Origin of the sequence: Collimonas sp. PA-H2 (assembly GCF_002564105.1) — a bacterium.
Lineage (GTDB): Bacteria > Pseudomonadota > Gammaproteobacteria > Burkholderiales > Burkholderiaceae_D > Collimonas.
Genome location: NZ_PDBX01000001.1, coordinates 4730193 through 4756305, shown reverse-complemented (window position 1 = coordinate 4756305; position 26113 = coordinate 4730193). Strand labels below are relative to the sequence as shown.

Genomic DNA, 26113 nt, shown 5'->3' with positions numbered 1-26113 from the left:
CGATTTCAGGCTGCCACACAAATAAAATGGGGTCAGAATAAAATGGGGTCAGAGAATAAAATGGGGTCAGAGTCGAATTATTAAATTCGACTCTGACCCCATTTTATTTGTGCGTGATATCGAGATTTGGATTAGATACTCAGACGCACAAGCTGCGCAGTTCAGCGGCAAACCGCTCTACCGTCTCTTGCTGCGTGTCCCAGGCGCACATCAGGCGGCAGCCGCCGGCGCCGATGAACTGATAGAACTTCCAGCCGCGCGCCCGCATGGCCTTGGCGGCGTGATCCGGCAGCTCGGCAAAGACGGCATTCGCCTGCGGTGCAAACAGCACTTTTATTCCGGCGATATCCAGCAAACGCTGGTGCAGCAGCGCGGCCATGGCGTTGGCATGGCGCGCATTCCGCAGCCAGACGTCGTTGTCGAGCAAGCCCAGCCACGGTGCGGATATGAACCGCATCTTGGAAGCCAGCTGGCCGGCCTGCTTGACGCGATAGGCGAAATCCTCGGCCAGCTTCTTATCGAAGAACACCACCACCTCGCCCACCGGCAAACCGTTCTTGGTGCCGCCGAAGCACAGCACGTCGACGCCGGCGCGCCAGGTGATTTCTGAGGGATGCACATCGAGGGATGCCACGGCATTGGCAAAACGCGCGCCGTCCATATGCACCCGCAGCTGGCGGCGCTTGGCGATCGCGGCGATGGCGCGCACTTCTTCAACCGTGTAGACGGTGCCGACTTCAGTCGATTGCGTAATGCTGACCACTTTCGGCCGCGGATAGTGGATATCGGCGCGCTTGGTCACCAGCGCCTCGATCGCATCCGGCGTCAGCTTGCCGTTTTCGCCCTTGGCCGTCAGCAGCTTCGAGCCGTTGGAAAAGAACTCAGGGCCGCCGCATTCATCGGTTTCGATATGCGCCAGCTCATGGCAGATCACTGAGTGATAAGACTGGCACAAGGACGCCAGCGCCAGCGAGTTGGCGGCAGTGCCGTTGAACACGAAGAAGACGTCGCAATCGGTCTGGAACAGATCGCGCATGCGGTCGCATACGCGCTGGGTCCAGCTGTCGTCGCCATATGAAGGCTCGTGGCCGCTACCGTTGCTCTTGAGCAGATATTCAAGCGCTTCGGGGCAGATGCCGGCCTGGTTATCGGAGGCAAAATGCTGCAAAGACGGCTGCAAAGACGACGACACGAGCGGTTCCATAGGCAATCGGGTTCCTAGAGTTTCGAAGCAATCAGCTTGCCCAGTTTCTCGATGCCGTCGCGGATCTTGGCTGGCGGCACGGTGACGAAGCTCAGGCGCAGGGTATGCTGTTCCGGCGTATTGCCATAGAACGGGCCGCCCGGCACGAAGGCCACGTGCTGCTCCACTGCTTCCGCCAGCAGCTTGGTGCTGTCGATATGCTTAGGCAGGGTCACCCAGATGAACATGCCGCCTTCCGGCCGGGTCCAGCTGACGCCGCTCGGGAAATAGGTTTGCAACGCATCCAGCATGGCGTCGCACTGGTCCGAATACAGCTTGCGGATGGTCGGGATATGCTGGTCGAGGAAACCGTCCTTGATGGTTTCGTACACCACCATCTGCGTCAGCTGCGAAGTGTGCAGATCGGTGGCTTGCTTGGCCTGTTCCATCTTCTCGATCAACGCGCGCGGAGCGACGACGTAACCGAGGCGTATGCCTGGCGTCAGGATCTTGGAGAAGGAGCCCATGTAGATCACGCCGCCCGGATTCATGCTGAGCATCTTCGGCAGCGGCTCGGCGCGATAGCTGAGGGCGCCGTAGGGATCGTCTTCGATCAGCGGCAAGCCGAGCTGGGCGCAGATATTCACCAAGGCCTGGCGGCGCTCGACCGACAAGGTGCGGCCGGTAGGATTCTGGAAATTCGGCAAGGCGTACAGCATGCGCGCGTCTTGCCCCAGGGTCGCTACGCTTTCCGGGATCAAGCCGCCGTCATCGCTAGGCAGCGAAACGAATTCCGGACCGTACAGCGAAAACGCCTGCAAGGCGCCCAGGTAGCTTGGGGTTTCAACCAGCACTTTGCTGCCTTCGTCGATCAGCACCTTGCCTAGCAGGTCCAGGCCTTGCTGCGAACCGGAGGTCATCATGACCTGGTTGGCCATGATCTTGGCGCCGTCGGTCGACAGTGAATTAGCCACCCACTCGCGCAACGGACCATAACCGTCGGTCGGCCCGTATTGCAGCGCGACCTTGCCCTGATTCGACAACACCTTGTCGAAAGCGATCTTCAGGCGCTCGACCGGGAAAGTCGCCGGCGACGGCAGGCCACCGGCGAAGGAAATGATTTCCGGACGCATGGTGATCTTGAGGATTTCACGGATAGCCGAGCTTTGCAGCTTCTGTGCACGTTCCGAGAAACGCCATTGCAGCGGGGTTGGGTTTTCGATTTTCATACAATTCTCTTCAAGTGATCTTATTTTAAAAGGCTGCTGTCGATCGCCGCGACTTGTGAACTGTCATAGCCGGATCCGATTCGCAACAGCTCAAGGTTTTTATGATCTGCCGTCTCCTGGGCCGGTAGCGGTAAATGCGGTTAGCGCTACCAGAACTGCGAGGTTTATTCGATTTCAGCAATCATTTCGATTTCTACGCAGGCGCCCAACGGCAGCTGTGCCACACCGAATGCGGAACGGGCATGCTTGCCCTGCTCGCCAAACACTTCGCCGATCAGTTCGGAGGCACCGTTGGTGACCAGATGCTGCTCCGTAAAGTCAGGCGTCGAATTCACCAGGCTCATCAGCTTGACGACCCGTTTGACGCGCAACAGATCGCCGCCGCAAGCGGCTTGCAAGGTAGCGATCAGGTCAACCGCAATGCCGCGTGCGGCTTGCTTGGCTTCTTCGGTCGTGATGTCCTTGCCGAGCTGCCCGACCCAGATCTTGCCGTCTTTCTTGGACAGATGGCCGGACAGGTAGACCGTATTGCCGCTTTGGGCATACATCACATAGGCAGCCGCAGGCGCAGCGACCGCAGGCAAAGTGATATTCAGGGCTTGCAACTTTTCATATACAGACATCAGATACTCCGAAAAATATAATCATTTGCCAACGCTTGTGACGCCAGCAGCAATGACAGGGTAAATGGGATAACGCCGGGCCATGGCCATTCTTCCAGGCCCGGGAAGCCAACAATTATCTCACCCCAGCGCCGAGTTGGCGACCAGTGCGGCGTTATATTTTGCCATCCTATTTTTGCGGGAATATCAGGCCGGCTGACGCCGTACCGCCGTTTTGCGGCCAAAGCCAACGACCACCAGCACTGCCAGGGCAAACAACATGTTGCTGGCTACCAGAGCCTCTCCCAGCAGCAGAGCAGCTCCCAGCAGGGTCATAAACGGCTGCAATAGTTGCACCTGACCAACACGAGCGATGCCACCCAGGGCCAGCCCCTTGTACCAGAAGAAGAAGCCGATAAACATGGAGAATAGCGAGACGTAGGCAAAGCCGAGCCAGGCCCTGGGCGAGGCGTTCACGCCGTAGCGCCAGCCCAGCCAGACGGTGATCGGCAGCAGGACGGGCAACGACAGCAGCAAGGCCCAGGCGATCACCTGCTGGCCGCCCATGGTTTGCGACAGGCGCCCGCCTTCGGCATAACCCATGGCGGCGGCCACTACGGCCGCCAACAGCGCCAGGTCAGCCAACTGCAGGCCGCCGCCACCTTGACTGAGTGCAAAAACAATAACAATGCCGCTACCCGCCAAGGCTGCGATCCAGAAATCGGCCGATGGCCGCTCGCCAAAGCGCAATGCGCCGAACATCGCGGTCGCCAGAGGCAAGATGCCGAGCACGATGGCGCCGTGCGAAGCCGGCACGTAGCGCATCGCCACCGAAGAGAACAAAGGAAAGCCGACCACCACGCCGAGCGCCGTCAGCGCCAGCGCTTTCCATTGCGCGCCGCGCGGCCGGGCGGCCTTCAGCTTCCACAGCAGCGGTATCGAACATAAGGCCGCTACCACCGCCCGACCGAAGGCGACCAGCACCGGATTCAGCTCGGCCACTGCCATCCGCGTGAACGGCAAGGTCAGGCTGAATATCGCCACCCCGGCCAGCCCCAGCCACATGCCCTTCGATTCATCTGTCATGTCGCCAGTCTTCCATTATTTATTGATTGAATTGAATCGGAGTAGTCCCGCCCTCACAGCCAGATCGAGACCGCTGAATAGATGGTCAGCAGCACCATTACCGCGCAAAACACGCGCTGCCACAGCGGTTGCGCCAGATACCGCCGCAACCCCGAACCGGCAGCGGCCCAGACGCTGACGCATGGCAGGTTGATCACCGAGAAAATCAGGCAATACAGGCCAATCGACAGCCAGATCGGCTGCAGCGGCGGCAGGAACGCCGAGGCGCTGGTGATGGCCATGATCCAGGCCTTGGGATTGGCAGCCTGAAAAGCCGCCGCGCCAAGGAAAGTCATCGGCTTATGTCCGCTCTCCAGCTCGGACTTGAAGGACATCTTGCGCAGTTTCCAAGCCAGGTACAGCAGATAAGCCGAGCCGAGGGTTTTGAGAATCACGTGGATAGACGGCAAAGCCAGCACCAGGCTGCCGATACCGGCCGCGCACAGCACCAGCATCACGCCAAAACCGAAGGTAACGCCCAGCATGTGCGGAATCGTGCGGTTGAAGCCGAACATGATGCCGGACGAGGTCAGCATGATGTTGTTCGGCCCCGGCGTGATCGACGACACGAAAGCAAAGACAGCGAGCGGCAGCAAGGAGGCCAGCATCATGACACGCTGGTGGCTGGATGGAAGCCAGGGCCGCGCAAGCGTGCCAGCAGCGCTCGCAGGATGCTTGGCGTACCGCGTTGCGGCAAGCCGCTCAGGCTGATGCGGCTGTTGCCTGGATCCGCCTCGACCACCACCATCCGCCCCGGCAGCAAGGTCAGCGAACGGCCGGCGTGCAGCCAATGATCTTCCGGCTGCCCTTCGAAAGTCACCCAGACGCGGCCGCTGACCACCTTCAGGATCACGTGCTGTTCGGTCACGCCGGACAGCACGCTGCCGCCCGACAAGGTATGAGACTGTTGTTTGAATAGTGTTTGCATGGCGCACTCTCTTCCGGATTTGCAGCATTAAGGATTTAGGTCTATGCTAAGCCAATAAACCAATACAGTACCAATACAGTTAAACAAGTAGTTTCTGACATTGTCCCGGCTGAATTACCAATACAGTAACCATCACAGTGACCAACACAGTCCCGCCCCGCAAGCTGAGCAACAGCCAGCTGCCCCAGCTACCATCTGCCCCGCAACTGCTGTCGCGCGACAGCGATACCTCGCTGGTCGAGCAGATTGTGCGCAGCATCGAAACCCGCATCAGCGACCGCCTGCTGCGCAGCGGCGCCCGCATGCCGTCGATCCGCCAGTTCGCCGACAGCCACAGCGTGTCGCGCTTCACGGTGGTGGAAGCCTACGACCGGCTGGTGGCCAAGGGCTGCCTGGAATCGCGCCGCGGCTCCGGCTTTTACGTGCGCGAACGCTCGCCGCTGCTGGCCGAGCGCGGCAGTAATGCCGCTAGCGACAAGCAGCCGCAACTGATCGACGTGGTCTGGTTGGTGCGCAATATGCATCAGCAGGCGCCGAACAAGAAAATGCCCGGCTCCGGCATGTTTCCCAGCGAATGGCTGGATGCCGACCTGATCGCCAACGCCCTGCGCAGCATCAGCCGGCAGAATCCGGCGCAATTGCTTTCCTATGGGATTCCGCAAGGCTTCTTGCCGCTGCGCCAGCAACTGCAGCTGAAAATGGCTGAGCTGGAAATCGCCGCCACGCCGGAACAGTTCGTCACCACCACCGGCGTCACCCAGGCGCTGGACTTGGTGGCGCGCCACTTTACCCAGCCCGGCGACGTCATCCTGGTGGACGACCCTTCCTGGTTCCTGATGTTCGCTTCCTTTGCGGCGCTGGGCGCCAAGGTGGTCGGCGTGCCGCGTCTGGCCGACGGCCCCGACATGGCCAAGCTGGCAGAACTGGTGGCGCTGCACAAGCCCAAGCTGTATGTGCTGGTGTCGGTGCTGCACAATCCGACCTCGACCTCGCTGTCGGCAGCCAAGGCGTTCCAGATCCTCAAGCTGGCCGAAGAACACGACTTCATGATTGTCGAAGACGATATTTATTGCGACATGCATCCGGGCTCGGCGATCCAGCCCGCGACCCGCATTGCATCGCTCGACCAGCTCAACCGCGTGATCTACATGGGCGGATTTTCGAAGACGCTGTCGCCCAACCTGCGCTCTGGCTTCATCGCCACCTCGGCCGAACTGGCCCAGCATTTTGCCGACCGCAAGATGCTGACCAACCTGACCAGCGCCGAAGTGGGCGAACGGGTGGTCTATAAAATCCTGTCCGAAGGCCACTATCGCAAGCATCTCGACCGCCTGCGCAACAAGCTCGACAGCGTGCGCGACCGCACCATACGGCAGATGGAAAGGATAGGCATGACGGTCGACATCAGTACCCCCGCCGGCATCTTTGTCTGGGCCGACACTGGTCACGACACCAATGTAATGGCGGAAAAGGCCTTGGCCGAGGGCTTCCTGCTGGCGCCCGGCGCCCTGTTCTCGCCCAGCCAGCTACCCTCCTCGCGCATGCGGATCAACGTGGCGGCAATGTCGGACCCGGCCATCTGGCGCTTCCTGGAACAGGAATGTGGCAAATGAGTGTGACAAATAAGTGTGACAAATAAGCAAGTCAAGTAGCTCCCACGCAATCCGCTCTTGTAAAATCCGGATTGCTCCCCATTTTTTGACCAATACAGAGGACTAAAGCGGCGCTATGCTGGCCGCTTTGCCGTTTTTATCGCGCTCGTATCATTTTCACATCACTTTTTCTACGTTTATATAGAGGAAACAATGGCCGTATCCGAAAAGCAAACCCTTGGTTTTCAGGCAGAAGTAAAGCAGCTGCTGCAATTGATGATCCACTCGTTGTACTCCAACAAGGAAATTTTCCTGCGCGAGCTGGTTTCCAATGCATCCGATGCCGCCGACAAGCTGCGCTTTGAAGCGATCAACAACGGCGCCTTGTTCGAGAACGATCCAGAGCTGAAGATCAAGGTCGCATTCGACAAGGCTGCGCGCACCATCACGATTTCAGACAACGGCATCGGCATGAGCCGCGATGAAGCTATCTCGCACCTCGGCACCATCGCCAAGTCCGGCACCAAGGAATTCTTCTCGAAACTGTCCGGCGACCAGCAAAAGGATGCAGCGCTGATCGGCCAGTTCGGCGTCGGCTTCTACTCTGCTTTCATCATCGCCGACAAGATCACGGTTGATACCCGCCGTGCAGGCGCCAGCGCCACCGAAGGCGTGCGCTGGGAATCCACCGGCGCCGGCGATTTCAGCATCGAAGCGATCGACAAGGCCTCACGCGGCACCGACATCACCTTGCATCTGCGCGAAGGCGAAGACGAGTACCTGTCGGCCTGGAAGCTGAAATCCATCATCCGCAAGTACTCCGACCATATCTCGCTGCCGATCGTGATGCAGAAAGAAGAATGGGACGAAGAAAAGAAAGAAACCGTGGTGAAGGACGAGTTCGAAACCGTCAACCAGGCCAGTGCACTGTGGGCCCGCAGCAAGTCCGATATCACGGAAGAACAGTACGTCGAGTTCTACAAGCATGTCTCGCACGATTTTGAAGCGCCGCTGACCTACACCCACAACCGGGTCGAAGGCCGCAGCGAATACACCCAGCTGCTGTACGTGCCGAGCCGCGCCCCGTTCGACCTGTGGGACCGCAACAAGCGCGGCGGCATCAAGCTGTACGTCAAGCGCGTCTTCATCATGGACGATGCCGAGCAGCTGATGCCGGTCTACCTGCGCTTCGTCAAGGGCGTGATCGATTCCAGCGACTTGCCGCTCAACGTCTCGCGTGAAATCCTGCAGGAATCGCGCGACGTACGCGTGATCCGTGAAGGCTCCACCAAGCGCGTGCTGGGCTTGCTGGAAGAACTGGCCAACAGCGACGACCAGGCGCAAAAAGACAAGTACGCCAGCTTCTGGAAGGAATTCGGCCAGGTCTTGAAGGAAGGCATAGGCGAAGATGCGACCAACAAGGACCGCATCGCCAAGCTGCTGCGCTTTGCTTCCACCAGCAATGACGGCGATGTCCAGACCGTGTCTTTCGCCGACTACATTGGCCGCATGAAAGAAGGCCAGGACAAGATCTATTACGCCACCGGTGAAACCTTTGCCGCCGCCAAGAACAGCCCGCACCTGGAAATCTTCCGCAAGAAAGGCGTGGAAGTCCTGCTGCTGACCGACCGCGTCGACGAATGGATGCTGTCCTTCCTGCAGGATTTCGAAGGCAAGGAACTGGCGTCGGTAGCCAAGGGCGGCCTCGATCTCGGCACCCTGGAAGACGAAGCCGAGAAGAAGCAGCACGAAGAAACCGAAACCCAGTTCAAGGATCTGGTCGAAAAGATGAAAACTGCCCTGGCCGACAAAGCCAAGGATGTGCGCGTCACCTTCCGCCTGACCGATTCGCCAGCCTGCCTGGTGGCCGATGAAAACGAACTGTCGGGCAACCTGTTGCGCATGCTCAAGGCTGCCGGCCAGGAAGCGCCGGATTCCAAGCCTATCCTTGAAATCAATCCGGACCACCCACTGGTGCAGCGCCTGAAGTACGAAGAAGCCAAGTTCGGCGACTGGTCGCACATCCTGTTCGACCAGGCCCTGCTGGCGGAAGGCGGCGCCCTGACGGATCCGGCCGGCTTCGTCAAGCGCTTGAATGAAATGCTGCTGGGCATGACCGGCAAGTAATACCAGGACTAGACCGGTTTGCCGCCCGCGCCACCGGGCAATGAATAAAGGGCTGCAAGACAGATTGTCTTGCAGCCCTTTTCTTTGCGGCCGGCGACCTGCCTTACGGCGCCACTTCGAATTCGCCGACGAAGACCGTATCCTGCCGGTCCTTCAGGCGCAGCGTCACCATCTGCTCCTTCTGCTGGGAGGTGCCGAAAGCGGTCGTCAGCTTGACCTGCAAGGTCGTGTCGCCGGCAATCAGCTGCTGGCTGTTGCCATAGTAATTGGCTTCGATCTTGTACTTACCCGGCTTCGCCTTGCGCAGCGAAAATTCCTCCGGGCCGTATCCCTGCGTGAAATCGCGCGACATGCGGCCGCCCTGATGCGTCAGCGGATAACCGTAGAAGCATTTCTCGCCATTTGGATCGGTCACCCACAGATCCATATCGGAATTATCCGCATCCCAGGTCATCACAATGCGCAAATCGAGCGGCATGTTTTTCAGAAAACGTGGATCGATCCGGCTGGTGTCGAGCGGAACGCCGGCGGTCGCCACGATCTGGTTCAGTTCAGCCAGGACGATGGTTTCGATTTCCGGAAAGCGTACATCCCATGGCCGCAACACTACTTCGTACAACTGTTCGATAGCTTGCTGGTACTGCTTGTTGGCGGCATAAGCCAGGCCGAGATCGCGGAACGATTGCGGCTCTTCCTCGGCCAGCTGTTTTACCTTTTCAAAGACCGGGATGGCCAGCACCGGCGCTCCGGCCTGCAGCAGGCGGTAGCCCAATATGCGCAACACGGCGCGGTTTTCCAGATCCATCTCCGCCAGGTTGGACAATACACGCAGAGCCAGGTCGCGCTGCCCTTTCTCCAGCAGGATATCGGCGGCATCGAGGAAGAAGGCGCTGCTGTTTGCGTAACCCGGCTTTTCGTCAAGATAGATGGCATACACCTTGTCCGCCGTCGCCGCCTTGAGACGGTCGATATAGGGCGCATTGGCGCTCCATTTCTGCAGCGCTACGCTGATCTCCGGCGTTGCGGGCGCGGCATCGCTTGTTACCGCGGATTTTGCCGAGTAATTTGCACTTCCCTCAGAGAAGCGCTGGCGGCTGGCAACCGAGGCCGGAGACGGCGTCGGCGGTGGTTCCGCTGCGGCGGGAGGCGCTATTACCGGCGCTGCCGGAGCTGCCGCTACCGAAACAGGAGCAGGCGCCGCCAATTCCTGGGTAGGCATGGCCGGCGGCGCAATGATCGCACGTACCCGGCCGGCGCTGCCGAGGACATCAGGCATGGCTTTTTTAGGCTTCGGCACGTCGCCTTTAGAGAAATCCTTCTCCCACCAGGCAATCTTGCCCTGAAACTGCTGCAGCACATTTTCCATATGCCGGCTACGCGTCTGCCTGAGATCGCCGTCACGCAGTTTCTTCAGCTGGTTGAATGCTGCCTGATATTCCTGCGGCGGGGCGACGTCATAGCGTACGTAATCGTCAAGGCGTTCAAGCACGATCAGCGAGGTCTCGCGGGTCGCCAGGCCGAATTGCTGTCCGATGCGGCGGATCTCGGCGCGATGCAGGTCGCGGTTCGCTTCCAGTTCATGCAAGCGATATCCGGCCCACAGATAGGCTGCCAGCGGATGCGCGGGTGCCGCTGCCGCAACCGGAATCGTCGTCGTTGCCAGCCGGCCGTTTTGCCGCGTGGTGAGCGTGAGCTGGGCATCGGGGTCGCGCAAGCGCCCGGCAATGCGGAGGATGCCGTTTTTGGCATCACGCGATTCGATCTGCAGATCGCTGGCGCCCGCCGCGGTCAATGTTTCTACATGGGTCGCTTCGGTCAGCAAGGCTTGCGCCGCTGCCGCCACCGATTGCGCTGAAATCTGTATCAAACGGCCGCCGGTGTTTTCCGCCCAGGCGGACAGCAGGCTGGCATCCGCCGCCAATGCCGAGTTCAAGGCATACAGGCGCTGGGCTGCCGCAAGCTTGGGGAAAGCTGCATTGCCGTAATTGCTCAGGCCATCGCTCACCAGCAGGTATTCACCGACGCCGGCCTCCGGCTGCCAGTCGCCCAGCGCGCTGGCGCCGTCATAGGCAGTGTTTTGCAAGGCCTGGCGCAAGGCGTTCCAGTTGCCGTTAGCAACGTGGAATGACTGGCCCTGCTCCGGCCTGTCGCGCAAGCGGGTCAAACGTACTTCTGCGTTGCCGGCCGCCTTGAAATAGCGATCGAGAACGGCAAATTCAGCGTCATGGTCGCGTCCGGCTCCCGAACCCGAACTGTCCCACAGCAAACCGATCACCTTAGGCAGGCTACGCGCGGTACGTGCCTCAGCCACCGGAATTTCAGTGACAAACCAGGTGCCGTCATCGCGCACCTGGGTGTAAGTCTGCGACTTCTCATTGGCAGGTATCAGCAGACTGAGCATGCCGGCCGCGGCAAATCCGCTTTTATTTACATGCATCTGGTACTGTTCGCCAGTCCGTACCAGGCCGATGGCGCCCAGCGTGCCGCTGAGCTGCGGCGTGGCAGCGGCGCCATGCACGTTCAGCGCCAGATCGAAGTCGCGCATGCGGTCACCGTAAGCCAGCGGCAAACGGTACAGCCAGTTCCGGCCCTGGCGCGCCAGCGGCTCCACATATTTGATTTCCACGGTGCGCGTGCCGTTGGCCGGAATCGGGTAGATCCTCAGCTTGAAATTGTTGCCCTGGGTGGCTTCCAGCAAGCCGGGATCGACCTGGCGCCGTTCGATTGCTTCGAATATCTGGCGTCCCTTGGCTTTTTCTACCGGCACGGCGGGCCGCTGCCGCCCTTCTATATCCAGCGAGAATGCGATGATCTGCTGGTCGTCCAGCAAAGGAAATTGCAACTGTCCCTCAAGCAAGCGCCGGTTGGGATTGAAGAACACCATCTGCACCGTAGTCTGCGCCATGCCGCCGCTGATCTCGCCGCTGACGTGCAGGCTTTGCAGCACGATCGGCTCTTCGGCGCCATTAGCGATAATCAATCTCGGCGGCATCACCGTCCTTGCTTCTGCGGCGGGAAGCAACAGGAGCAGCGCGCAAAGTGCGCCAAACAAGCCTCGTAACATATTATTCTCCGTTTATGCCGATACGCTGGCTTGTGATATGAAACGGAGCGGCTTCGGATACGGGGTTAAATTTGCAAAAAAAATTTCTGATCCAGTACGAATTGGCTGACAGGCAAGCATTCATCGGCTTATTGCTTTCTTGCACGGCAGGCGTCACAATCGCCGCTACCGCCCTGCCGGGCAAAGAAGCAACCACCAATCCGCCATGCCCGCTGAACCCTCCGATGAATCGCTGATGCTCAATTACCGTGACGGCGATCTTGGCGCGTTCAGGGAGCTGTACCGGCGCCATAGCCAAGGCTTATACAGGTTCATCGCCTGGCGCTCGCCGCGCCGCGACTGGGTCGATGAGATCGCGCAAGACAGCTGGGCCGGCCTGCATCATGCACGCGCCCGCTATCAGCCGGAATCGCTGTTCCGGACTTATCTGTTCCAGATTGCGCGCAATCGTCTGATTGATCTGCTGCGCCAGCAGCAGACTTTGCTGGCCAGCGAGATCGGCCAGGGAGATGAAGGGCAAGCGAAGTTCGACTACCTGGCCGAAACAGCGCAGGAAACGCTGTCGCCCGAAGCCGCGCTGGAAAACCGCCAACGCATCGCCAGGCTGCACGCGGCGATACGGCTGCTGCCCGGGGAACAAAAAGAGGCTTTGATTTTGCAGCAATTTAACGGAATGAGTCTTGCAGAGATCGCCCTGATCGTCGCTGTGCCGGAAGAAACCATCAAGAGCCGGCTGCGCTACGCCATGCGCAAGCTGCGGCAGCACCTGACACAAGACCTGGATTCCAGCGAGGAGGCGGCATGACTTCCGAAGACAGCAATCGTCTGGACGACGCTGAATTTGAGGCCTTCCTGCAAGGCGAAGGCGAACTGGCGCGCCAATTGCAGGGACTGCCCCAGCCATCTCCTTCGGCTGCGCTGGACGCCGCCATCCTGGCGCAGGCCGACGCCTTGGCCAAAGCCGAGGCGCCTGTGCAGCAGGCCGCCAACGACGCGTTATCGGGTAAAGCCGCAAAGCCCGGCAAGCCACATTTCTTGATACGCTGGTCCACCCAGCTGGCAATGGCCGCCTGCACGGTGCTGGCGGTTCTGGTGACGCTGCGCTGGCAGGCGGAGCCGGCAGTGCAAGCGTACGATGCAGCACCCCAGGCTGAACCGGCAGCGCAGCCTGCTGCGCCAATTGCGGCGCCACCACCAGCAGCAGTTGAAATGGAACCGCAGGCAAAGCCGGAATTGCCGCGGCCAAAAGCCGCCAGTCACAAGGCGCCGTCTCCAACAACAACGACAGCTGAAGCGAAATCGTCGGTGCCGGTCAATATTCAGGATATGCAAGCTACATCTGCATATGCTCCGGCACCTACACCTGCGCCACCTCCCGCTCCAACAAGACAAAACTATGCAGGTTCACCATCGCAGCCGGCAAGCCCGGAAAACTCCGCGTCGAGAGTACGGGCAATCATCATGCCGGCCGCCCCGGTTGCCGCGGTTCCTGCACCGGTAGTTCCGGCACCCGAGTCAAACTATTCGCCTCCCCCGGCACCGGCAGTTGCCGCCCCCGCACCGGTGTACTCGCCCGCCCCAGCTCCGGCGCTTGCTTCCGGCGCCGTTGCAACGACATTACCAACGCAATCGGAATTGGCGCCCGTCGTCGCATCGTCAGGGAAATCAGAATCACCGGCAAGAGCTGAAGCCTGGCTGTCAGCGATCGATGAAATGCTGAAGGCCGGCCTGCGCCAGGATGCATTGGAAGAATGGGAGAAATTCAAGCGCGCCTATCCGGACTATCCGGTACCGGAAAAATTGCGCACGCAAATCAGGTTATTGCAGAAATAGGGACGAAGCTGAGCATGTATGCCGAGCTCGCCGACCTTCAGGAAAATGGATTTATCAGACCTACGCCTGTATCAATGAAATCGCTGGTGTTGCGCGTAACGACTGTCATATCGTGGATCAAGGCGATTGCGGCAATTTGCTTGTCGATGGGATGTTGATTGCCAGCCGACATCAGCGCCCCCCACACCTGGGCACAGTCGCTGTCAAAAGACAGGATGCGATCCGCATATTCCGTCGTCAGCGTCTGCAGCCATGCCTCCAGTACTTTAGCCTGCGCTGAATCGCCGCGGCGCTTGACGCTTTCAACGCCGCGGCGTATCTCGCCCAAGCATTGGACCGGCAGATAAATCGCATCGGGATCGACCGATCGCCAGAACTCCTGCGTTCCACGGTTGGCCTTTTCCCCTTTGCGGGACTCGCTGATTACATTGGTATCCAACAGATACACGCTTTACTCCTGAATTTACTCTTGAATGTTGCGTGCATCGAAGTCCTTGTCTTCCCCGACATTCGGCATGCTCAATAAAAAGTCCAGCAGCGAACGCCGCTTCGGACGCTGCAGCGCCGCCCGCAAGATTTCCCGGTGCTCGGCTTCGGCGCTACGTCCATGCGACGCCGCCTGTTGCTTGAGCGCCAGAGTAAGTTCTTCTTCCACGTTTCTCACCACCAGGTTTGTAGCCATTGCAGCTCTCCAGGATTGATTGCAATGCTATCACTCTAGCGAAATTCTGCAATCAATGCAAGCATCCTGCCCGGCCAATAGTTAATTTTTTGAAAATAATACATCTTTACCGGACAGCACATCCATGCGCTAGGGAAAAACTGGTTGAATTCTTATAAAAAAAGGCTGGGAGACAAATTGTCTCCCAGCCTTTTCAACTGACTTGGCCTGTCTTACCGACCGCTCATGCCCGAAGACGCTTCACTCCAGCGTTTTCCGGAAAATGCCTGATCTAAACAATTGAAACGAAAGCCACCTTAATCAAAACCTCAGGCAACCTGCTTTTCCTGGCTCACCGATTTGCGCCCGACCAGGTGCTTCAACATGTCGTCAACCATCTCGCTCAGGCTATACGCAGGACGCCATGCCCAGTCTTCACGCGCACTGGAATCGTCGATCGAGCGCGGCCACGCATCAGCGATCGCCTGGCGGAAATCCGGCTTGTAAGCGGCCTGGAAAGATGGGCAGCGCTGCTGGATAATGGCCACCAGCTCACGCGGCGAAAAGCTCCATGCCGCCAGATTGTATGAACCGGCCGTCTTGAGATTTTCTTTCGGTGCACTCATCAGCTCGATGGTGGCGCGCACTGCGTCAGGCATGTACATCATCGGCAATGTGCTTTCTTCACCCAGGAAACTGGTGAAAGCGCCGCCATCAGCCGCCGCGAACAACGCCTGGATGGCGTAATCGGTAGTGCCACCGCCGGGTTCCGCCGAGTAGCTGATCAGACCCGGATAGCGCAGGCTGCGGATATCCATGCCGTACTTCTCGGCATACCAGGTGCACCAATGCTCGCCCGCCAGCTTCGAGATGCCGTAGACAGTCTTCGGATCCATGGGACCGATCTGCGGCGCATTGTCGCGCGGGGTCGAAGGGCCAAATGCTGCAATCGAGCTAGGCCAGAACACCTTGGACAGCTTGGCTTGGCGCGCCACTTCCAGCACGTTCAGCAAGCCCGTCATGTTGAGATTCCAGGCCCACTCGGGGTGCTCTTCGCCTTTTGCCGAGAGCGCTGCCGCCAGGTGGTAGATTTCACCGATGTCGTGCCGGCTGACCACCTCGGCCAGACGCTTCGCATCCGTGACGTCCAGTGTTTCATACGCCAGCTCCGGATGCTTGCCGGCGGGCTGGATATCGCTCGTGACAACCTGCTTGGCGCCATGCAATTTGACGAGCGCCGTCGCTAGTTCGGTGCCGATCTGCCCGTTTGCGCCGATTACCAATACTTTTTTCATCTTAGTCTCTTTACCGTTCTTCTTTAGTTCTTCACCAGGCCGAGCTCGTCGCCGGCTTGCCGGAAAATGGCCACTGCGCGCTGCAAGGTTGCTTCATCGTGGACGGCCGACATCTGCACCCGGATCCGCGCCTGGCCTTGCGGCACCACCGGATAGAAGAAGCCGACCGCATATACGCCCAGCTCATACAGGCGGCGCGACAATTTTTGCGCGACCACGGCGTCGTACACCATCAGTGGCACGATCGGATGGGTGCCCGGCTTGATTTCAAAGCCGGCGTCAGTGATCGCCTTGCGGAAGTAGACAGTGTTGCGCTCCAGGCGGTCGCGCAGTTCAGTCGATGCTTCCAGCAGATCGAGCGCGGCGATCGAGGCGCCGACAATCGCCGGCATCAAGGTATTCGAGAACAGGTAAGGCCGCGAGCGTTGCCGCAACAGGTCGATCACCTCGCGCCGCCCGGCTGTAAAGCCGCCGCTGGCGCCGCCCAGGGCTTTGCCCAGCGTGCCGGTAATGACGTCGACCTTGCCGAAGATGCCGCGCGCTTCATGCGTGCCGCGTCCTTTTGCGCCCATGAAGCCGGTGGCGTGGCAATCGTCGACGCCCAGCAGCGCGCCGTACTTGTCGCACAACTGACGGATGACATCCAGCTGCGCCACCGTGCCGTCCATCGAAAACACGCCATCGGTAAACACCATGGAAAAACGGGCGTTGTCGGCCTTGGCCTGCTTCAGGCAGCGCTCCAGGTCTTCCATGTCGTTATGCGCATAGCGATAGCGCTTCGCCTTGCACAAGCGCACGCCGTCGATGATCGAAGCATGGTTGAGGGCGTCGCTGATGATCGCGTCCTGCTCGCCCAGCAAAGGTTCGAACAAGCCGCCGTTGGCATCGAAGGCAGCCGCATACAGGATGCAATCCTCGGTGCCGAGGAAGGCTGACAGGCGCTGCTCCAGTTGGCGGTGGATATCCTGCGTGCCGCAGATGAAGCGCACCGAGCTCAGGCCGAAGCCGTGCGAATCCAAGGCATCATGCGCGGCCTTGATCAAGGCCGGATGGGAAGACAATCCCAGGTAGTTGTTGGCGCACAAATTGATCAGTTCGCCGCTTTCGGTGCTGATCTTGCCGCCCTGCGGGCCAAGGATCAGGCGCTCCGACTTCAGCAGGCCGGCAGCTTCGATTGCGCTCAATTCGTCGCGCAGGTGGCTGTAGAACTGCGGAGCGCCATGGTTTTGGGTATTCTCTTGCGTCACGGTCATTGCGAGCCTCGATCTTATATAATATATTGTTTTAATTCGATATATCGAACACAAATTCCACGATAATGCACAATAACCAGACTGTCAACCGGATGCACAGCAATTCAGCGAAAAAAAACAGCGGGAATAACATGGTAAATAAGCATGGCAGATAAGATGCTGGAAGACGCGCCGCCAAAAGTCGGCGATACACTGGTCAGGCTGCGCCAGGCCGACGGTCTGTCGCTGGACGCCCTGTCCAAGCGCGCCGGCGTATCGAAGTCGATGCTGTCGCAAATCGAGCGCAACCAGGCCAATCCGACGGTCGCCGTGGTGTGGCGGCTGGCCAATGCGCTGGGTGTGCCTATCTCTTTGCTGGTGGATGGCAATCAGGTAGTACCGGCCTCGATTGAAACCGTGGCCAGCCACGCCACGCCATCGCTGCGTTCACGGGACGGCCATTGCGAGTTGCGCATCCTCGGCCCGATCGAGCTGGCCGGCCAGTTCGAGTGGTATGAACTGTCGCTGCAGCCGGGCGGTTGCCTCGATTCAGAAGCGCATGAGCCGGCTTCGCGCGAACACCTGACAGTCCTGTCCGGTACATTGGAAGTCCAGAGTGGCAGCAACCTGAGTAAAATCAAGGTTGGCGAAACGGCAAGATATGCCGCCGACCGCCCTCATTACATCAAGAATGTCGGCAAAAGCACCGCCACCGCCTTGCTGGTGGTGATCCATAACGGACCATAAGCGCCCAGCCGTTCAATCGTTCAATAAAAAATGGCTGATAAAAAAGGGGTGAAACAGCGATCGCGATCGCTGTTTCACCCCTTGGCTTTTGCAGCGGCAGCCAGGCTACCAGCCACTTCGGCAATTAATGCGTAACGCGGGTGACGCCGCCGGAAGACAGCAGGCGAACGCGGTCGCCGACGTTAAAGCGCTCGTCGGCATCCTGGGTAATCGCACGCAATTCGCCGTTGCTCAGGCGCACGGTAATTTCCAGGCCTGGACGCTGGTTCAGATTGTTTTCCACCTGGTTGCCGACGATGCCGCCCAGCACGGCGCCGACGACGCCGGCGGCCAGCGAGCCATTGCCCTTGCCGATGGTCGAGCCGGCCGCAACCGCGCCGAGCGCGCCGCCAGCCAGGGTACCGGCGCCGTTGCCGCCGCGATTTTTGTCGATGGTCACCGGACGCACTGAATCCACTACCGCCATGCGCACCGATTGCTCGCCCTGCGCCTGGCCGCTGCTATACACGTTTGCAGAGTTCGGGGTCACGGCGCAACCGCCCAATGCCACCAAGGCGGCGACAATAATCAGATTCTTCATTCTTGATAACTCCATCGTAAATTGCTCATACATTAAAATTGCCGCACCCGGATAACTCGGTCAGCGCACCAGCAGAGGGGTTGCCAAATCAATTATAGTGCAACACGGAAACTTTTTACATGCGCGATACTTGTCACACTTATTCGCCAGTAACGCGCATTCTAGCAATGTTTTCAAAACCGCCGTTTTTTTGCTAAAAAGACCAGCTTGCTTGCCTGTTTAACCATTGATCAGATCTCAGCGGCCGCCGGAGACGTCAATAAAGGTCCCGGTGCAATACGACGCTTCCTCCGATAACAGCCACAGCACTGCGCGCGCCACCTCGTCGGCGCTGCCGCCGCGCCGCATCGGCACGCTGTCTTTGACCCGCTCGACCCGGCCCGGCTCGCCGCCGCTGGCATGTATCTCAGTGTAAATGACGCCGGGACGGACGGCGTTGACGCGGATGCCCTGGTCGGCCACTTCCTTCGCCAGGCCAATGGTCATGGCGTCGATCGCACCCTTGGAGGCGGCGTAATCGACATATTCACCCGGACCGCCCAGCTTGGCCGCCATCGACGACAGATTGACGATGGCGCCGCCCTGGCCGCCGAAGCGGGTCGACATACGCCGCACCGCTTCGCGCGCGCACAGGAAACTGCCGATGACATTGGTGTTCAGCACCCGCTGCAAACGCGCCACGTCCATTTCTTCCACGCGCATCTGGCGCTCCAGAATGCCGGCGTTGTTGACCAGCGCCGTCACTTTGCCCAGCTGACCGTCGACGGTCTGGAACAGGGCCATGACATCGGCTTCGACGGCGACATCGCCGGCCACCGCCAGCGCTTCGCCGCCGCTGCCGCGGATAGCCGCCACCACCGACTCGGCAGCGCTGCGGCTGTGGACATAGTTGACGCAAACAGCATAGCCGCGCGCAGCGGCCAATAACGCGGTGGCGGCGCCGATGCCGCGGCCGCCGCCGGTAACGATCATGACTGGTTTCGACATGCTTGCTTCCTCATTTTTTACGCTTCAAGGCAGGGGCAGCGCACTTGCCCTCCCGGCCCGCCGATTACCGCCAATCCAGGCACATTATAATCAGGCTGCGATTAAGGGCATTTGACTAACGAGCAATGCCAAAGTTGCACATTTCAGATCAATATCACGAAAATATCAGAGCGGATTTTGCAAGAAAAAATGAATCGCAAGCGCAGCTTCCCACCGGTCGTCGATCAGCAAGTCCACACGCTGATCCTCGGCAGCCTGCCTGGCGTCCAGTCGCTGGCCCACAGCCAGTATTACGCCCATCCGCAAAACCGTTTCTGGAAACTGCTGGCGGAAGTCGTCGGCATCGATTTGCCGGCGCTGCCCTATGCCGAGCGGCTGCCGGTGCTGCTGGCGCATGGCATCGGCTTGTGGGACGTGGTCGCCGAAGCGCGCCGCGACGGCAGCCTGGACAGCAATATCCGCGATCACGCGCATAACGACCTGACCGGCCTGATCGCCACGCTGCCGCAATTGCACACTATCGCTTTCAACGGCGGCACCGCCGCCAGACTGGGATTGAAGGCATTGGGAGAACTGGCCAGCCGTTATCGCATCATCCTGCTGCCTTCCAGCAGCCCGGCCTATACCCGGCCTTACGCGGAAAAACTGGCGGCCTGGATCGTGCTGCAAGAGCGCTGACAGCCGATTACAAAATACTCACACTTTCGCCACAAATCGACAAACCTTGAGCGGCGCCGGCTCCCTAGAATGAGCGACTCCCATCTCTCAAGGAATGAACATGTCGTCACTGCCGAAGAATTTTTTACGCTATACCGTCGCACTGGCTTTGCTGGCGTCGCTGTCGGCATGCGTTTCTCTTGGCCTCAGTCTTTAAGCCGGAGCAGAAGCCATATGAAGACACTCCCTCTGCCGCGGCGCTTGCCACATCGTTACCTGCTCGCGCTGAGCCTGCCTGTGCTGCTGGCGCTCGGCGCCTGCGTCACCGCCGAAAGCATACCCGGCCCTGATGGCCGCGACGCCTTCCTGGTCGAATGCAGCGATGCCGAACAATCCTGGCGCGCCTGCTACAAGAAAGCCGCCGAACTGTGCGGCCGTGACGGCTATTTCGTCTACGACCAGGAGCGCGGCCCAAGCTCCGGCCCCGGCCGCGATAGCCGCAAAAAATCAATGTTCATAGGCTGCCGCTACACCTACGAATAACAGCAACGATCAGGAGAAGCAGGAGTTGGCGGGCGGGAGCAGCAAGCGGAGTTCAACAATATTTAGGCCAAATCTGCCGCTGTGGCGCGGTATCATTGCTGCACATCCTTTTCTACCTGCTTTTTGCCCAATTAATTCACCTGATGCTGATCAAACGCAAATCCATAGAAGCCGACGCCAACCGCATGGAAGGCCCGCGCAAGCGCGCCGCCGTTGCAAAAAAAGACACTCCCAAACCTGTCCGCAAACCGAAATTCGCCCCCGTCACCCTGTCGGAGCAGGACGGGGTGCGCTATCTGCACTTCGGCACTGAATGGGTGCAAGGCGCCATGCGGCTGCGCAAGCCGGACTGGCCGGAGCTGGAGTACGCCCAGCAAATGATGGCGTGGATGCTGTTCAATCCGGCGCCGCAGCACATTGTCCAGCTGGGTCTGGGCACTGCGGCGCTGACCAAGTTCAGCTACCGCCAGTTTCCTGAGGCGCGGGTTACCGCGATCGAGCTGAATCCTTCGGTGCTGGCGATCTGCGCTTCCATGTTCAAGCTGCCGCCGGAAGATGAGCGGCTGTCGGTGGTCGAGATGGACGCCATGGATTTCGTCCTCGACCCGGTGAACCACGACAGCATCGACGCCCTGCAGGTCGACCTCTACGACGCCACAGCGCGCGGACCGGTGCTGGACACGCCCGAGTTCTACAGCGCCTGCGCGGCTTGCCTGAAGGACGGCGGCATCATGACCGTCAACCTGTTCGGCGACCATCCGAGCTATGCCAAGAACCTGAAGGCCATGCGGTTCGCCTTCGACGACGTCTGGTGCCTGCCGGAAGTCCACGAGGGCAACGTCATCGCCATCGCATTCAAACAAGCGCCGCCAGCCGATTTCAGCGCCTGGTACGAACGCGCTGCGGAAATTACCGCAGCGACCAAGCTGCCCGCCAAATCCTGGGTCAACGGCCTCAAGGCTTGGCATTCGCCGCAATGAACGGCTACGCTGAACATCGTGCCGGCCAGCGCCGGCCTTACCAATCCAACCGCCCATCGCGATGAACAATGCAATGAACAGTGCAGCGCCCAAAACACTCGACCTGCAACAGATCTTTACCTGGCTGCTGAATGACGGCACGGTCGACAAGAATGAAGTAAAGGCTTTCTACACCCAGGCCCAGGGGATATTCCGCAACGCCGCGATCGCGATCCATCCGCTTAGCGCCGTCGCCCAATGCAAGCGGCAGTCGGCGTTGCCGCCGCACCGGGTCCTGACGCTGGAATGGCTGACCGAATGGCTGGCGCGCCAGGTCCACATGCCGTTCTATCGGATCGACCCGCTCAAGATCGACTTCGCCAAGGTCGCCGACGTCATGTCGGCCAGCTACGCCACCCGCTTCAACATCTTGCCGGTCGAGCTGAGCGCGACCGACCTGGTGATCGCCACCGCCGAGCCGTTCCGCACCGAATGGCAAGCGGAAATCTCCAAGATCACGCGCCGTAACATCCGCCTGGTGATTGCCAATCCGCTCGACATCACGCAATACATCACACAGTTCTTCACGCTGGCGAAATCGATCAAGAGCGCGCATAAATCGGGCGGCCAGGACCTGGCGCTGAGGAATAATTTCGAGCAGTTGGTGGAGCTTGGCAAAACCAACAAGCAGGTCGACGCCAACGACCAGCACATCGTCAACATCGTCGACTGGTTGTGGCAATACGCGTTTGAACAGCGCGCCTCGGATATCCATATGGAACCGAAGCGCGATTTCAGCGCGATCCGCTTCCGCATCGACGGCGTGCTGCACCAGGTGTACCAGGTGCCGGCGGTGGTCATGATCGCCATGACCGCGCGCATCAAGCTGCTGGGACGGATGGACGTGATCGAAAAGCGCCGGCCGCAGGATGGCCGCATCAAGACCCGCACCGCCGGCGGCCAGGAAATCGAGCTGCGCCTGTCAACCTTGCCGACCGCTTTCGGCGAAAAGCTGGTGATGCGGATTTTCGATCCGGACGTGGTGGTCAAGACCTTGCCCGAACTCGGCTTTCCAAGCGACGATGCACTGCGCTGGGATGTGCTGACCAAGCGCGCGCACGGCATCATCCTGGTGACCGGCCCGACCGGCTCCGGCAAGACCACCACTTTATATACCACGCTGAAGGCGCTGGCGACTTCCGAAGTGAATGTCTGCTCGGTCGAAGATCCGATCGAAATGGTGGAAGCATCGTTCAACCAGATGCAGGTGAACCATGGCATCGACCTGACCTTCGCCGACGGCGTGCGGGCCTTGATGCGGCAGGACCCGGACATCATCATGGTGGGTGAAATCCGCGACCTGGAAACCGCGGAAATGGCGATCCAGGCAGCCCTCACCGGTCATCTGGTGCTCTCCACGCTGCACACCAACGATGCGCCGTCCGCCGTCATGCGTCTGCTGGAACTGGGCGTGCCTTACTATCTGCTGGAAACCACGCTGATCGGCATCATGGCGCAGCGCCTGGTGCGCACGCTATGCACGCATTGCAAGAGCGCCGACGGCCAGGTCGCCGACGAAGTCTGGGCGACGCTGGTGGAGAACTGGAACCTGCCCAAGCCGGCCGCGGTATACCATCCGGTCGGCTGCCCCGAATGCCGCCAGACCGGCTACCGCGGACGCACCGGCCTGTACGAACTGCTGACCATCACCCAGCCTTTCTCAAAAATGATCCAGGCCGAAACCGACATCCATGCACTGAAAAAGCAAAGCATCGCCGACGGCATGAAACCTTTGCGACTTGCTGGTGCACTGAAAGTCCTGGAAGGCGTCACCACCGTCGAAGAAGTCTTGAAAGTCACTTCCGCGCTGACCTGAGACCACGGCTTCCGCGTATTGCGACAACAATCCGCAGCAACGATGAAAGGGCTACCCGCCGCCATGGCCGGTAGCCCTTTTGTTCGCCTGCACTTTTGCACGGAGAAAGCCCTCGTATGGTGCAGTGCGGCAGAGAAAAAACTTCCTCGGCCTGGCGCAAAAAGTGCTTTACATCAGGTCTGGACTTGATTTCCAATAGACAATTATTTAACCTTTGCGTAAGCTAAGGCGAGCCAATTCCGGGGGCATTTCAGCAGGAGACAGATTTAACGAAAAGCGGCATCGGTACTGGCTAAGGGAGATGGTGGAAGTTGTAGTGCAGGGAGTTGTTGTCAAATAATAATTTGCATTCATTTGCAATAAAAGACAAGCGGGAAATCCGCTCCGACCATACGCAGTCAAAATCCGGATAAAAAAATAATGAAATTTACAAATTTAAATTTTGTAACGGTGGCACTTGTCTTCGGCCTTATCAGTTCAGCATTTGCACAGGAAGATCCGACTTTGTTCTTGAATCGGGCCAACGCCAAAATCGCCAAGGCGATGGCTTTCAAGAACAACTGGGACGGCCCTACCAGCGGCCCCAAGATCGCAGCGCAAAAAAAACTCATCGTCGTCATCGCTTCCAATCTCAAGAACAATAGCGTCCTGCGCGTTTCCAAGGGAGTGCAGGAGGCCGCCGCGGTAGCCGGCTGGGAAGTCTTCGTGATCGATTGCTGGGGCGTCGACAGCAAGCACGCCGAAGCCTTCAGTCGCGCGCTGGCGCTGAAGCCCAACGGCATCGTGCTGGCCGGCATCGACGCCAACGAACAGCCGAAGGAGATGAACGCCGCCAATGCACAGAATGTCCCGGTGGTCGGCTGGCATGCCTCGACCCGGGTCGGCCCAAGCGACGGCCTGTTTTCCAACGTCACTGCCGATCCGAAAGAAGAAGCGCTGATCGCCAGCCTGCTGGGCGTGGTCGACTCCAACGGCAAGGCCGGCGTGGTGGTGTTCACCGATCCGGCCAGCCTGTATTCGCAGGCAAAATCGAATGAAGTGGTGGCGGTGATCAAGCAATGCCGCACTTGCAGCCTGCTTAGCGTCGAAGCCTTGCCTATCACTACCTCGCCCGACAAGATGCCGGCCTTGCTGGCGGCATTGCAGCAGCGTTTCGGCAAGAAATGGACACACATCATCGGCGTCAACGACAGCTATCTCGACCTGCTGACGACGCCGGCCGCGATGACCCTGCTATCCAACGGCAAGATCCAGACGCTGTCGGCCGGCGAAGGTTCTGAATCGGCCTATCAGCGGATCCGCAGCAAGAGCCTGCAGATCGCCACCGTGCCGGAGCCCTTCGGCCAGCAGGGATGGCAGATCATCGACGAACTGAACCGCGCGTTTTCAGGTGAAAAGGCCAGCGCCTACACCACGCCAGCCTATCTGGTGACGGAACAGAACATCGCTTTCCACGGCGGCGACAAGAACACTTTTGAGCCGAACAACGGCTACCGCGCCGAGTATAAAAAAATCTGGGGCAAATAACGCTGTTCGCCGCGGGAATACGGATCGGGCTGGCAGTGCCTGACTATCGGGGTAAAATCAGGCGATGGCCCTTACAACGATGGATCAAGGAGCAGGCAAATGCAAGCGAGACGAATCCTTATTGCACAAGGCGGCGGCCCCACCGCGGTGATCAATCAGTCGCTGGTAGGAGTGGTGCTGGCGGCACGCGGCATACGCGATGTCGAGTTGGTCTACGGCGCCCGCAACGGCGTGCGCGGCATCGTCAATGAAGACTTCCTCGACCTGGCGCAGGAAACCAGCCACAATCTGGAACTGGTGGCGCGCACCCCCTCCTCCGCGCTGGGATCTACACGCGACAAACCCGACCTCAAGTATTGCCAGGAAATCATCCAGGTATTGCAGGCGCACCAGATCAATCACTTCTTTTATATCGGCGGCAACGACTCTTCCGATACGCTGCGCATCCTCAGCCTGGAAGCGGAAAAGCTGGCCTTCCCGCTGCGCTGCATCCACATCCCCAAGACCATCGACAACGACCTGGTCGGCAACGATCACACACCGGGATTTCCATCGGCCGCACGCTTCGTCGCGCAGGCGTTTGCCGGCGCCAACCTGGACAATGCCGCCCTGCCCGGCGTCTATGTCGGCGTGGTGATGGGGCGCCATGCCGGCTTCCTGACGGCGGCTTCGGCGCTGGCCAGGAAATTTTCCGACGACGGACCGCATTTGATCTATCTGCCGGAACGCAGCTTCGTGCTGGAAAAATTCCTGGCCGATGTGAAGGGCGTATATCAACGCCTGGGCCGCTGCGTAATCGCGGTTTCGGAAGGCATACACGATGAATCCGGCACGCCGATCGCCAGCCTGCTGACCGAGACCGTCGAGCGCGATGCACATGGCAATGTGCAGCTGTCCGGCAACGGCGCGCTGGCGGATCTGTTGTGTGAAGAGATCAAGGCTAAGCTGAACATCAAGCGCGTGCGCGGCGATACCTTCGGCTATCTGCAGCGTTCTTTTGCCGGCTGCGTCTCGGATGTCGACCAGCGCGAAGCGCGCGAGGTGGGCGAGAAGGCGCTGCAGTTTGCCGTGCAAAAGGCAAGCAACGGCACGGTCGCCATCAAGCGCAGCGGTGCCTATTCGGTCAATTACGAATTGCTAGCGCTGGATGTGGTGGCAGGCAAAACCCGGGTCATGGAAGATGAACTGATCGCCGCCAGCGGCACCGACGTCAGCGACGCCTTCCACCAGTATCTGCGACCCTTGCTGGGATCCGGCATGCCGGATGGCTTCCGCCTGCGCGCAGAAGCCGTCGCCAAGATACGCAATAAAGCAGGCTGAATCTGCTGCCGCAGGAATCCGTGCCGGGCAAACCAATTTGCCCGGC

24 protein-coding genes are annotated in these 26113 nt (G+C 59.5%); 11 read left to right on the top strand and 13 right to left on the bottom strand.

All coding sequences use genetic code 11. The features are described from left to right. Positions 1–139: 139 nt before the first annotated feature. The 6 genes from BCF11_RS21865 to BCF11_RS21840 all read right to left on the bottom strand — a co-directional run bounded on the left by BCF11_RS21865 (position 140) and on the right by BCF11_RS21840 (position 5067). On the bottom strand, positions 140–1168 hold the full coding sequence (locus BCF11_RS21865; RefSeq protein WP_098497639.1) for a low specificity L-threonine aldolase: 1029 nt from the start codon (positions 1166–1168) through the stop codon (positions 140–142). Between the two features lie 50 nt (positions 1169–1218). Continuing rightward, positions 1219–2412, bottom strand: a complete 1194-nt coding sequence (locus tag BCF11_RS21860; protein ID WP_098496608.1) for a PLP-dependent aminotransferase family protein — start codon at positions 2410–2412, stop codon at positions 1219–1221. 164 nt (positions 2413–2576) lie between these two features. After that, a complete protein-coding gene (locus BCF11_RS21855; protein ID WP_038488171.1) occupies positions 2577–3035 on the bottom strand; it encodes a RidA family protein in 459 nt (152 codons plus the stop codon). A 186-nt stretch (positions 3036–3221) separates the two neighbouring features. After that, positions 3222–4100 (bottom strand): DMT family transporter, encoded by an 879-nt coding sequence (locus BCF11_RS21850; protein ID WP_098496607.1) that lies wholly within the window; start codon positions 4098–4100, stop codon positions 3222–3224. Between the two features lie 53 nt (positions 4101–4153). Then, a complete protein-coding gene (locus BCF11_RS21845) occupies positions 4154–4747 on the bottom strand; it encodes a LysE family translocator (RefSeq protein WP_098497638.1) in 594 nt (197 codons plus the stop codon). Further along, a complete protein-coding gene (locus BCF11_RS21840) occupies positions 4747–5067 on the bottom strand; it encodes a DUF2917 domain-containing protein (protein ID WP_098496606.1) in 321 nt (106 codons plus the stop codon). Before BCF11_RS21840 ends, BCF11_RS21845 begins: the two co-directional genes overlap by 1 nt. Positions 5068–5204: 137 nt before the next feature. Here BCF11_RS21840 and BCF11_RS21835 point away from each other — a divergent pair, with 137 nt between their 5' ends. Then, positions 5205–6680 (top strand): PLP-dependent aminotransferase family protein, encoded by a 1476-nt coding sequence (locus BCF11_RS21835; RefSeq protein ID WP_199110989.1) that lies wholly within the window; start codon positions 5205–5207, stop codon positions 6678–6680. A gap of 192 nt (positions 6681–6872) precedes the next feature. Further along, positions 6873–8786, top strand: coding sequence for a molecular chaperone HtpG (gene htpG, locus BCF11_RS21830; protein WP_098496604.1), 1914 nt, complete (start codon positions 6873–6875; stop codon positions 8784–8786). A gap of 103 nt (positions 8787–8889) precedes the next feature. Here htpG and BCF11_RS21825 read toward each other — a convergent pair whose 3' ends face one another. Further along, positions 8890–11778: a VIT domain-containing protein gene (locus BCF11_RS21825; protein WP_233212588.1), complete on the bottom strand. Its 2889-nt coding sequence runs from the start codon at positions 11776–11778 to the stop codon at positions 8890–8892. Between the two features lie 277 nt (positions 11779–12055). On the opposite strand from BCF11_RS21825, the gene BCF11_RS21820 reads away from it, so the two are divergent. Together BCF11_RS21820 and BCF11_RS21815 are read left to right on the top strand one after the other, a co-directional pair. Beyond that, positions 12056–12655 carry a sigma-70 family RNA polymerase sigma factor gene (locus BCF11_RS21820; RefSeq protein ID WP_098496602.1) on the top strand — a complete coding sequence of 200 codons (600 nt, stop codon included), beginning with the start codon at positions 12056–12058 and terminating at the stop codon, positions 12653–12655. After that, positions 12652–13683: a hypothetical protein gene (locus BCF11_RS21815; RefSeq protein WP_098496601.1), complete on the top strand. Its 1032-nt coding sequence runs from the start codon at positions 12652–12654 to the stop codon at positions 13681–13683. The genes BCF11_RS21820 and BCF11_RS21815 overlap by 4 nt, the downstream gene beginning before the upstream one ends. Positions 13684–13720: 37 nt before the next feature. Here BCF11_RS21815 and BCF11_RS21810 read toward each other — a convergent pair whose 3' ends face one another. The 4 genes from BCF11_RS21810 to kbl form a co-directional block, all read right to left on the bottom strand. Further along, the gene (locus BCF11_RS21810) at positions 13721–14131 is read right to left on the bottom strand and encodes a type II toxin-antitoxin system VapC family toxin (RefSeq protein WP_098496600.1); all 411 of its coding nucleotides are present in this window, start codon (positions 14129–14131) and stop codon (positions 13721–13723) included. A gap of 15 nt (positions 14132–14146) precedes the next feature. Continuing rightward, the gene (locus BCF11_RS21805) at positions 14147–14365 is read right to left on the bottom strand and encodes a DNA-binding protein (protein ID WP_098496599.1); all 219 of its coding nucleotides are present in this window, start codon (positions 14363–14365) and stop codon (positions 14147–14149) included. A gap of 308 nt (positions 14366–14673) precedes the next feature. Beyond that, the gene (locus BCF11_RS21800; protein ID WP_098496598.1) at positions 14674–15639 is read right to left on the bottom strand and encodes an NAD-dependent epimerase/dehydratase family protein; all 966 of its coding nucleotides are present in this window, start codon (positions 15637–15639) and stop codon (positions 14674–14676) included. Between the two features lie 23 nt (positions 15640–15662). Then, positions 15663–16892, bottom strand: coding sequence for a glycine C-acetyltransferase (gene kbl, locus BCF11_RS21795; protein ID WP_098496597.1), 1230 nt, complete (start codon positions 16890–16892; stop codon positions 15663–15665). Between the two features lie 144 nt (positions 16893–17036). On the opposite strand from kbl, the gene BCF11_RS21790 reads away from it, so the two are divergent. Then, a complete protein-coding gene (locus tag BCF11_RS21790) occupies positions 17037–17618 on the top strand; it encodes a helix-turn-helix domain-containing protein (protein WP_098496596.1) in 582 nt (193 codons plus the stop codon). Between the two features lie 124 nt (positions 17619–17742). Here BCF11_RS21790 and BCF11_RS21785 read toward each other — a convergent pair whose 3' ends face one another. Further along, complete coding sequence (locus tag BCF11_RS21785) at positions 17743–18198, bottom strand: glycine zipper 2TM domain-containing protein (RefSeq protein ID WP_098496595.1); 456 nt, start codon at positions 18196–18198, stop codon at positions 17743–17745. Positions 18199–18435: 237 nt separating this feature from the next. After that, the gene (locus BCF11_RS21780) at positions 18436–19185 is read right to left on the bottom strand and encodes an SDR family oxidoreductase (RefSeq protein WP_098496594.1); all 750 of its coding nucleotides are present in this window, start codon (positions 19183–19185) and stop codon (positions 18436–18438) included. A 189-nt stretch (positions 19186–19374) separates the two neighbouring features. Between BCF11_RS21780 and BCF11_RS21775 the strand changes: the two genes are divergently transcribed. The 6 genes from BCF11_RS21775 to BCF11_RS21750 all read left to right on the top strand — a co-directional run bounded on the left by BCF11_RS21775 (position 19375) and on the right by BCF11_RS21750 (position 26067). Further along, positions 19375–19863 (top strand): DNA-deoxyinosine glycosylase, encoded by a 489-nt coding sequence (locus BCF11_RS21775; protein ID WP_098496593.1) that lies wholly within the window; start codon positions 19375–19377, stop codon positions 19861–19863. A 213-nt stretch (positions 19864–20076) separates the two neighbouring features. Continuing rightward, on the top strand, positions 20077–20385 hold the full coding sequence (locus BCF11_RS21770; RefSeq protein ID WP_143751406.1) for a hypothetical protein: 309 nt from the start codon (positions 20077–20079) through the stop codon (positions 20383–20385). A gap of 143 nt (positions 20386–20528) precedes the next feature. Continuing rightward, positions 20529–21365, top strand: a complete 837-nt coding sequence (locus BCF11_RS21765; RefSeq protein WP_098497637.1) for a spermidine synthase — start codon at positions 20529–20531, stop codon at positions 21363–21365. Between the two features lie 73 nt (positions 21366–21438). Further along, a complete protein-coding gene (locus BCF11_RS21760; RefSeq protein WP_369827810.1) occupies positions 21439–23220 on the top strand; it encodes a GspE/PulE family protein in 1782 nt (593 codons plus the stop codon). A gap of 504 nt (positions 23221–23724) precedes the next feature. Then, positions 23725–24747, top strand: a complete 1023-nt coding sequence (locus tag BCF11_RS21755; RefSeq protein ID WP_158229254.1) for a substrate-binding domain-containing protein — start codon at positions 23725–23727, stop codon at positions 24745–24747. A 99-nt stretch (positions 24748–24846) separates the two neighbouring features. Then, entirely contained in the window at positions 24847–26067 is a 1221-nt protein-coding gene (locus BCF11_RS21750) for a 6-phosphofructokinase (protein WP_098496589.1), read from the top strand. The last annotated feature ends 46 nt before the right edge of the window (positions 26068–26113 follow it).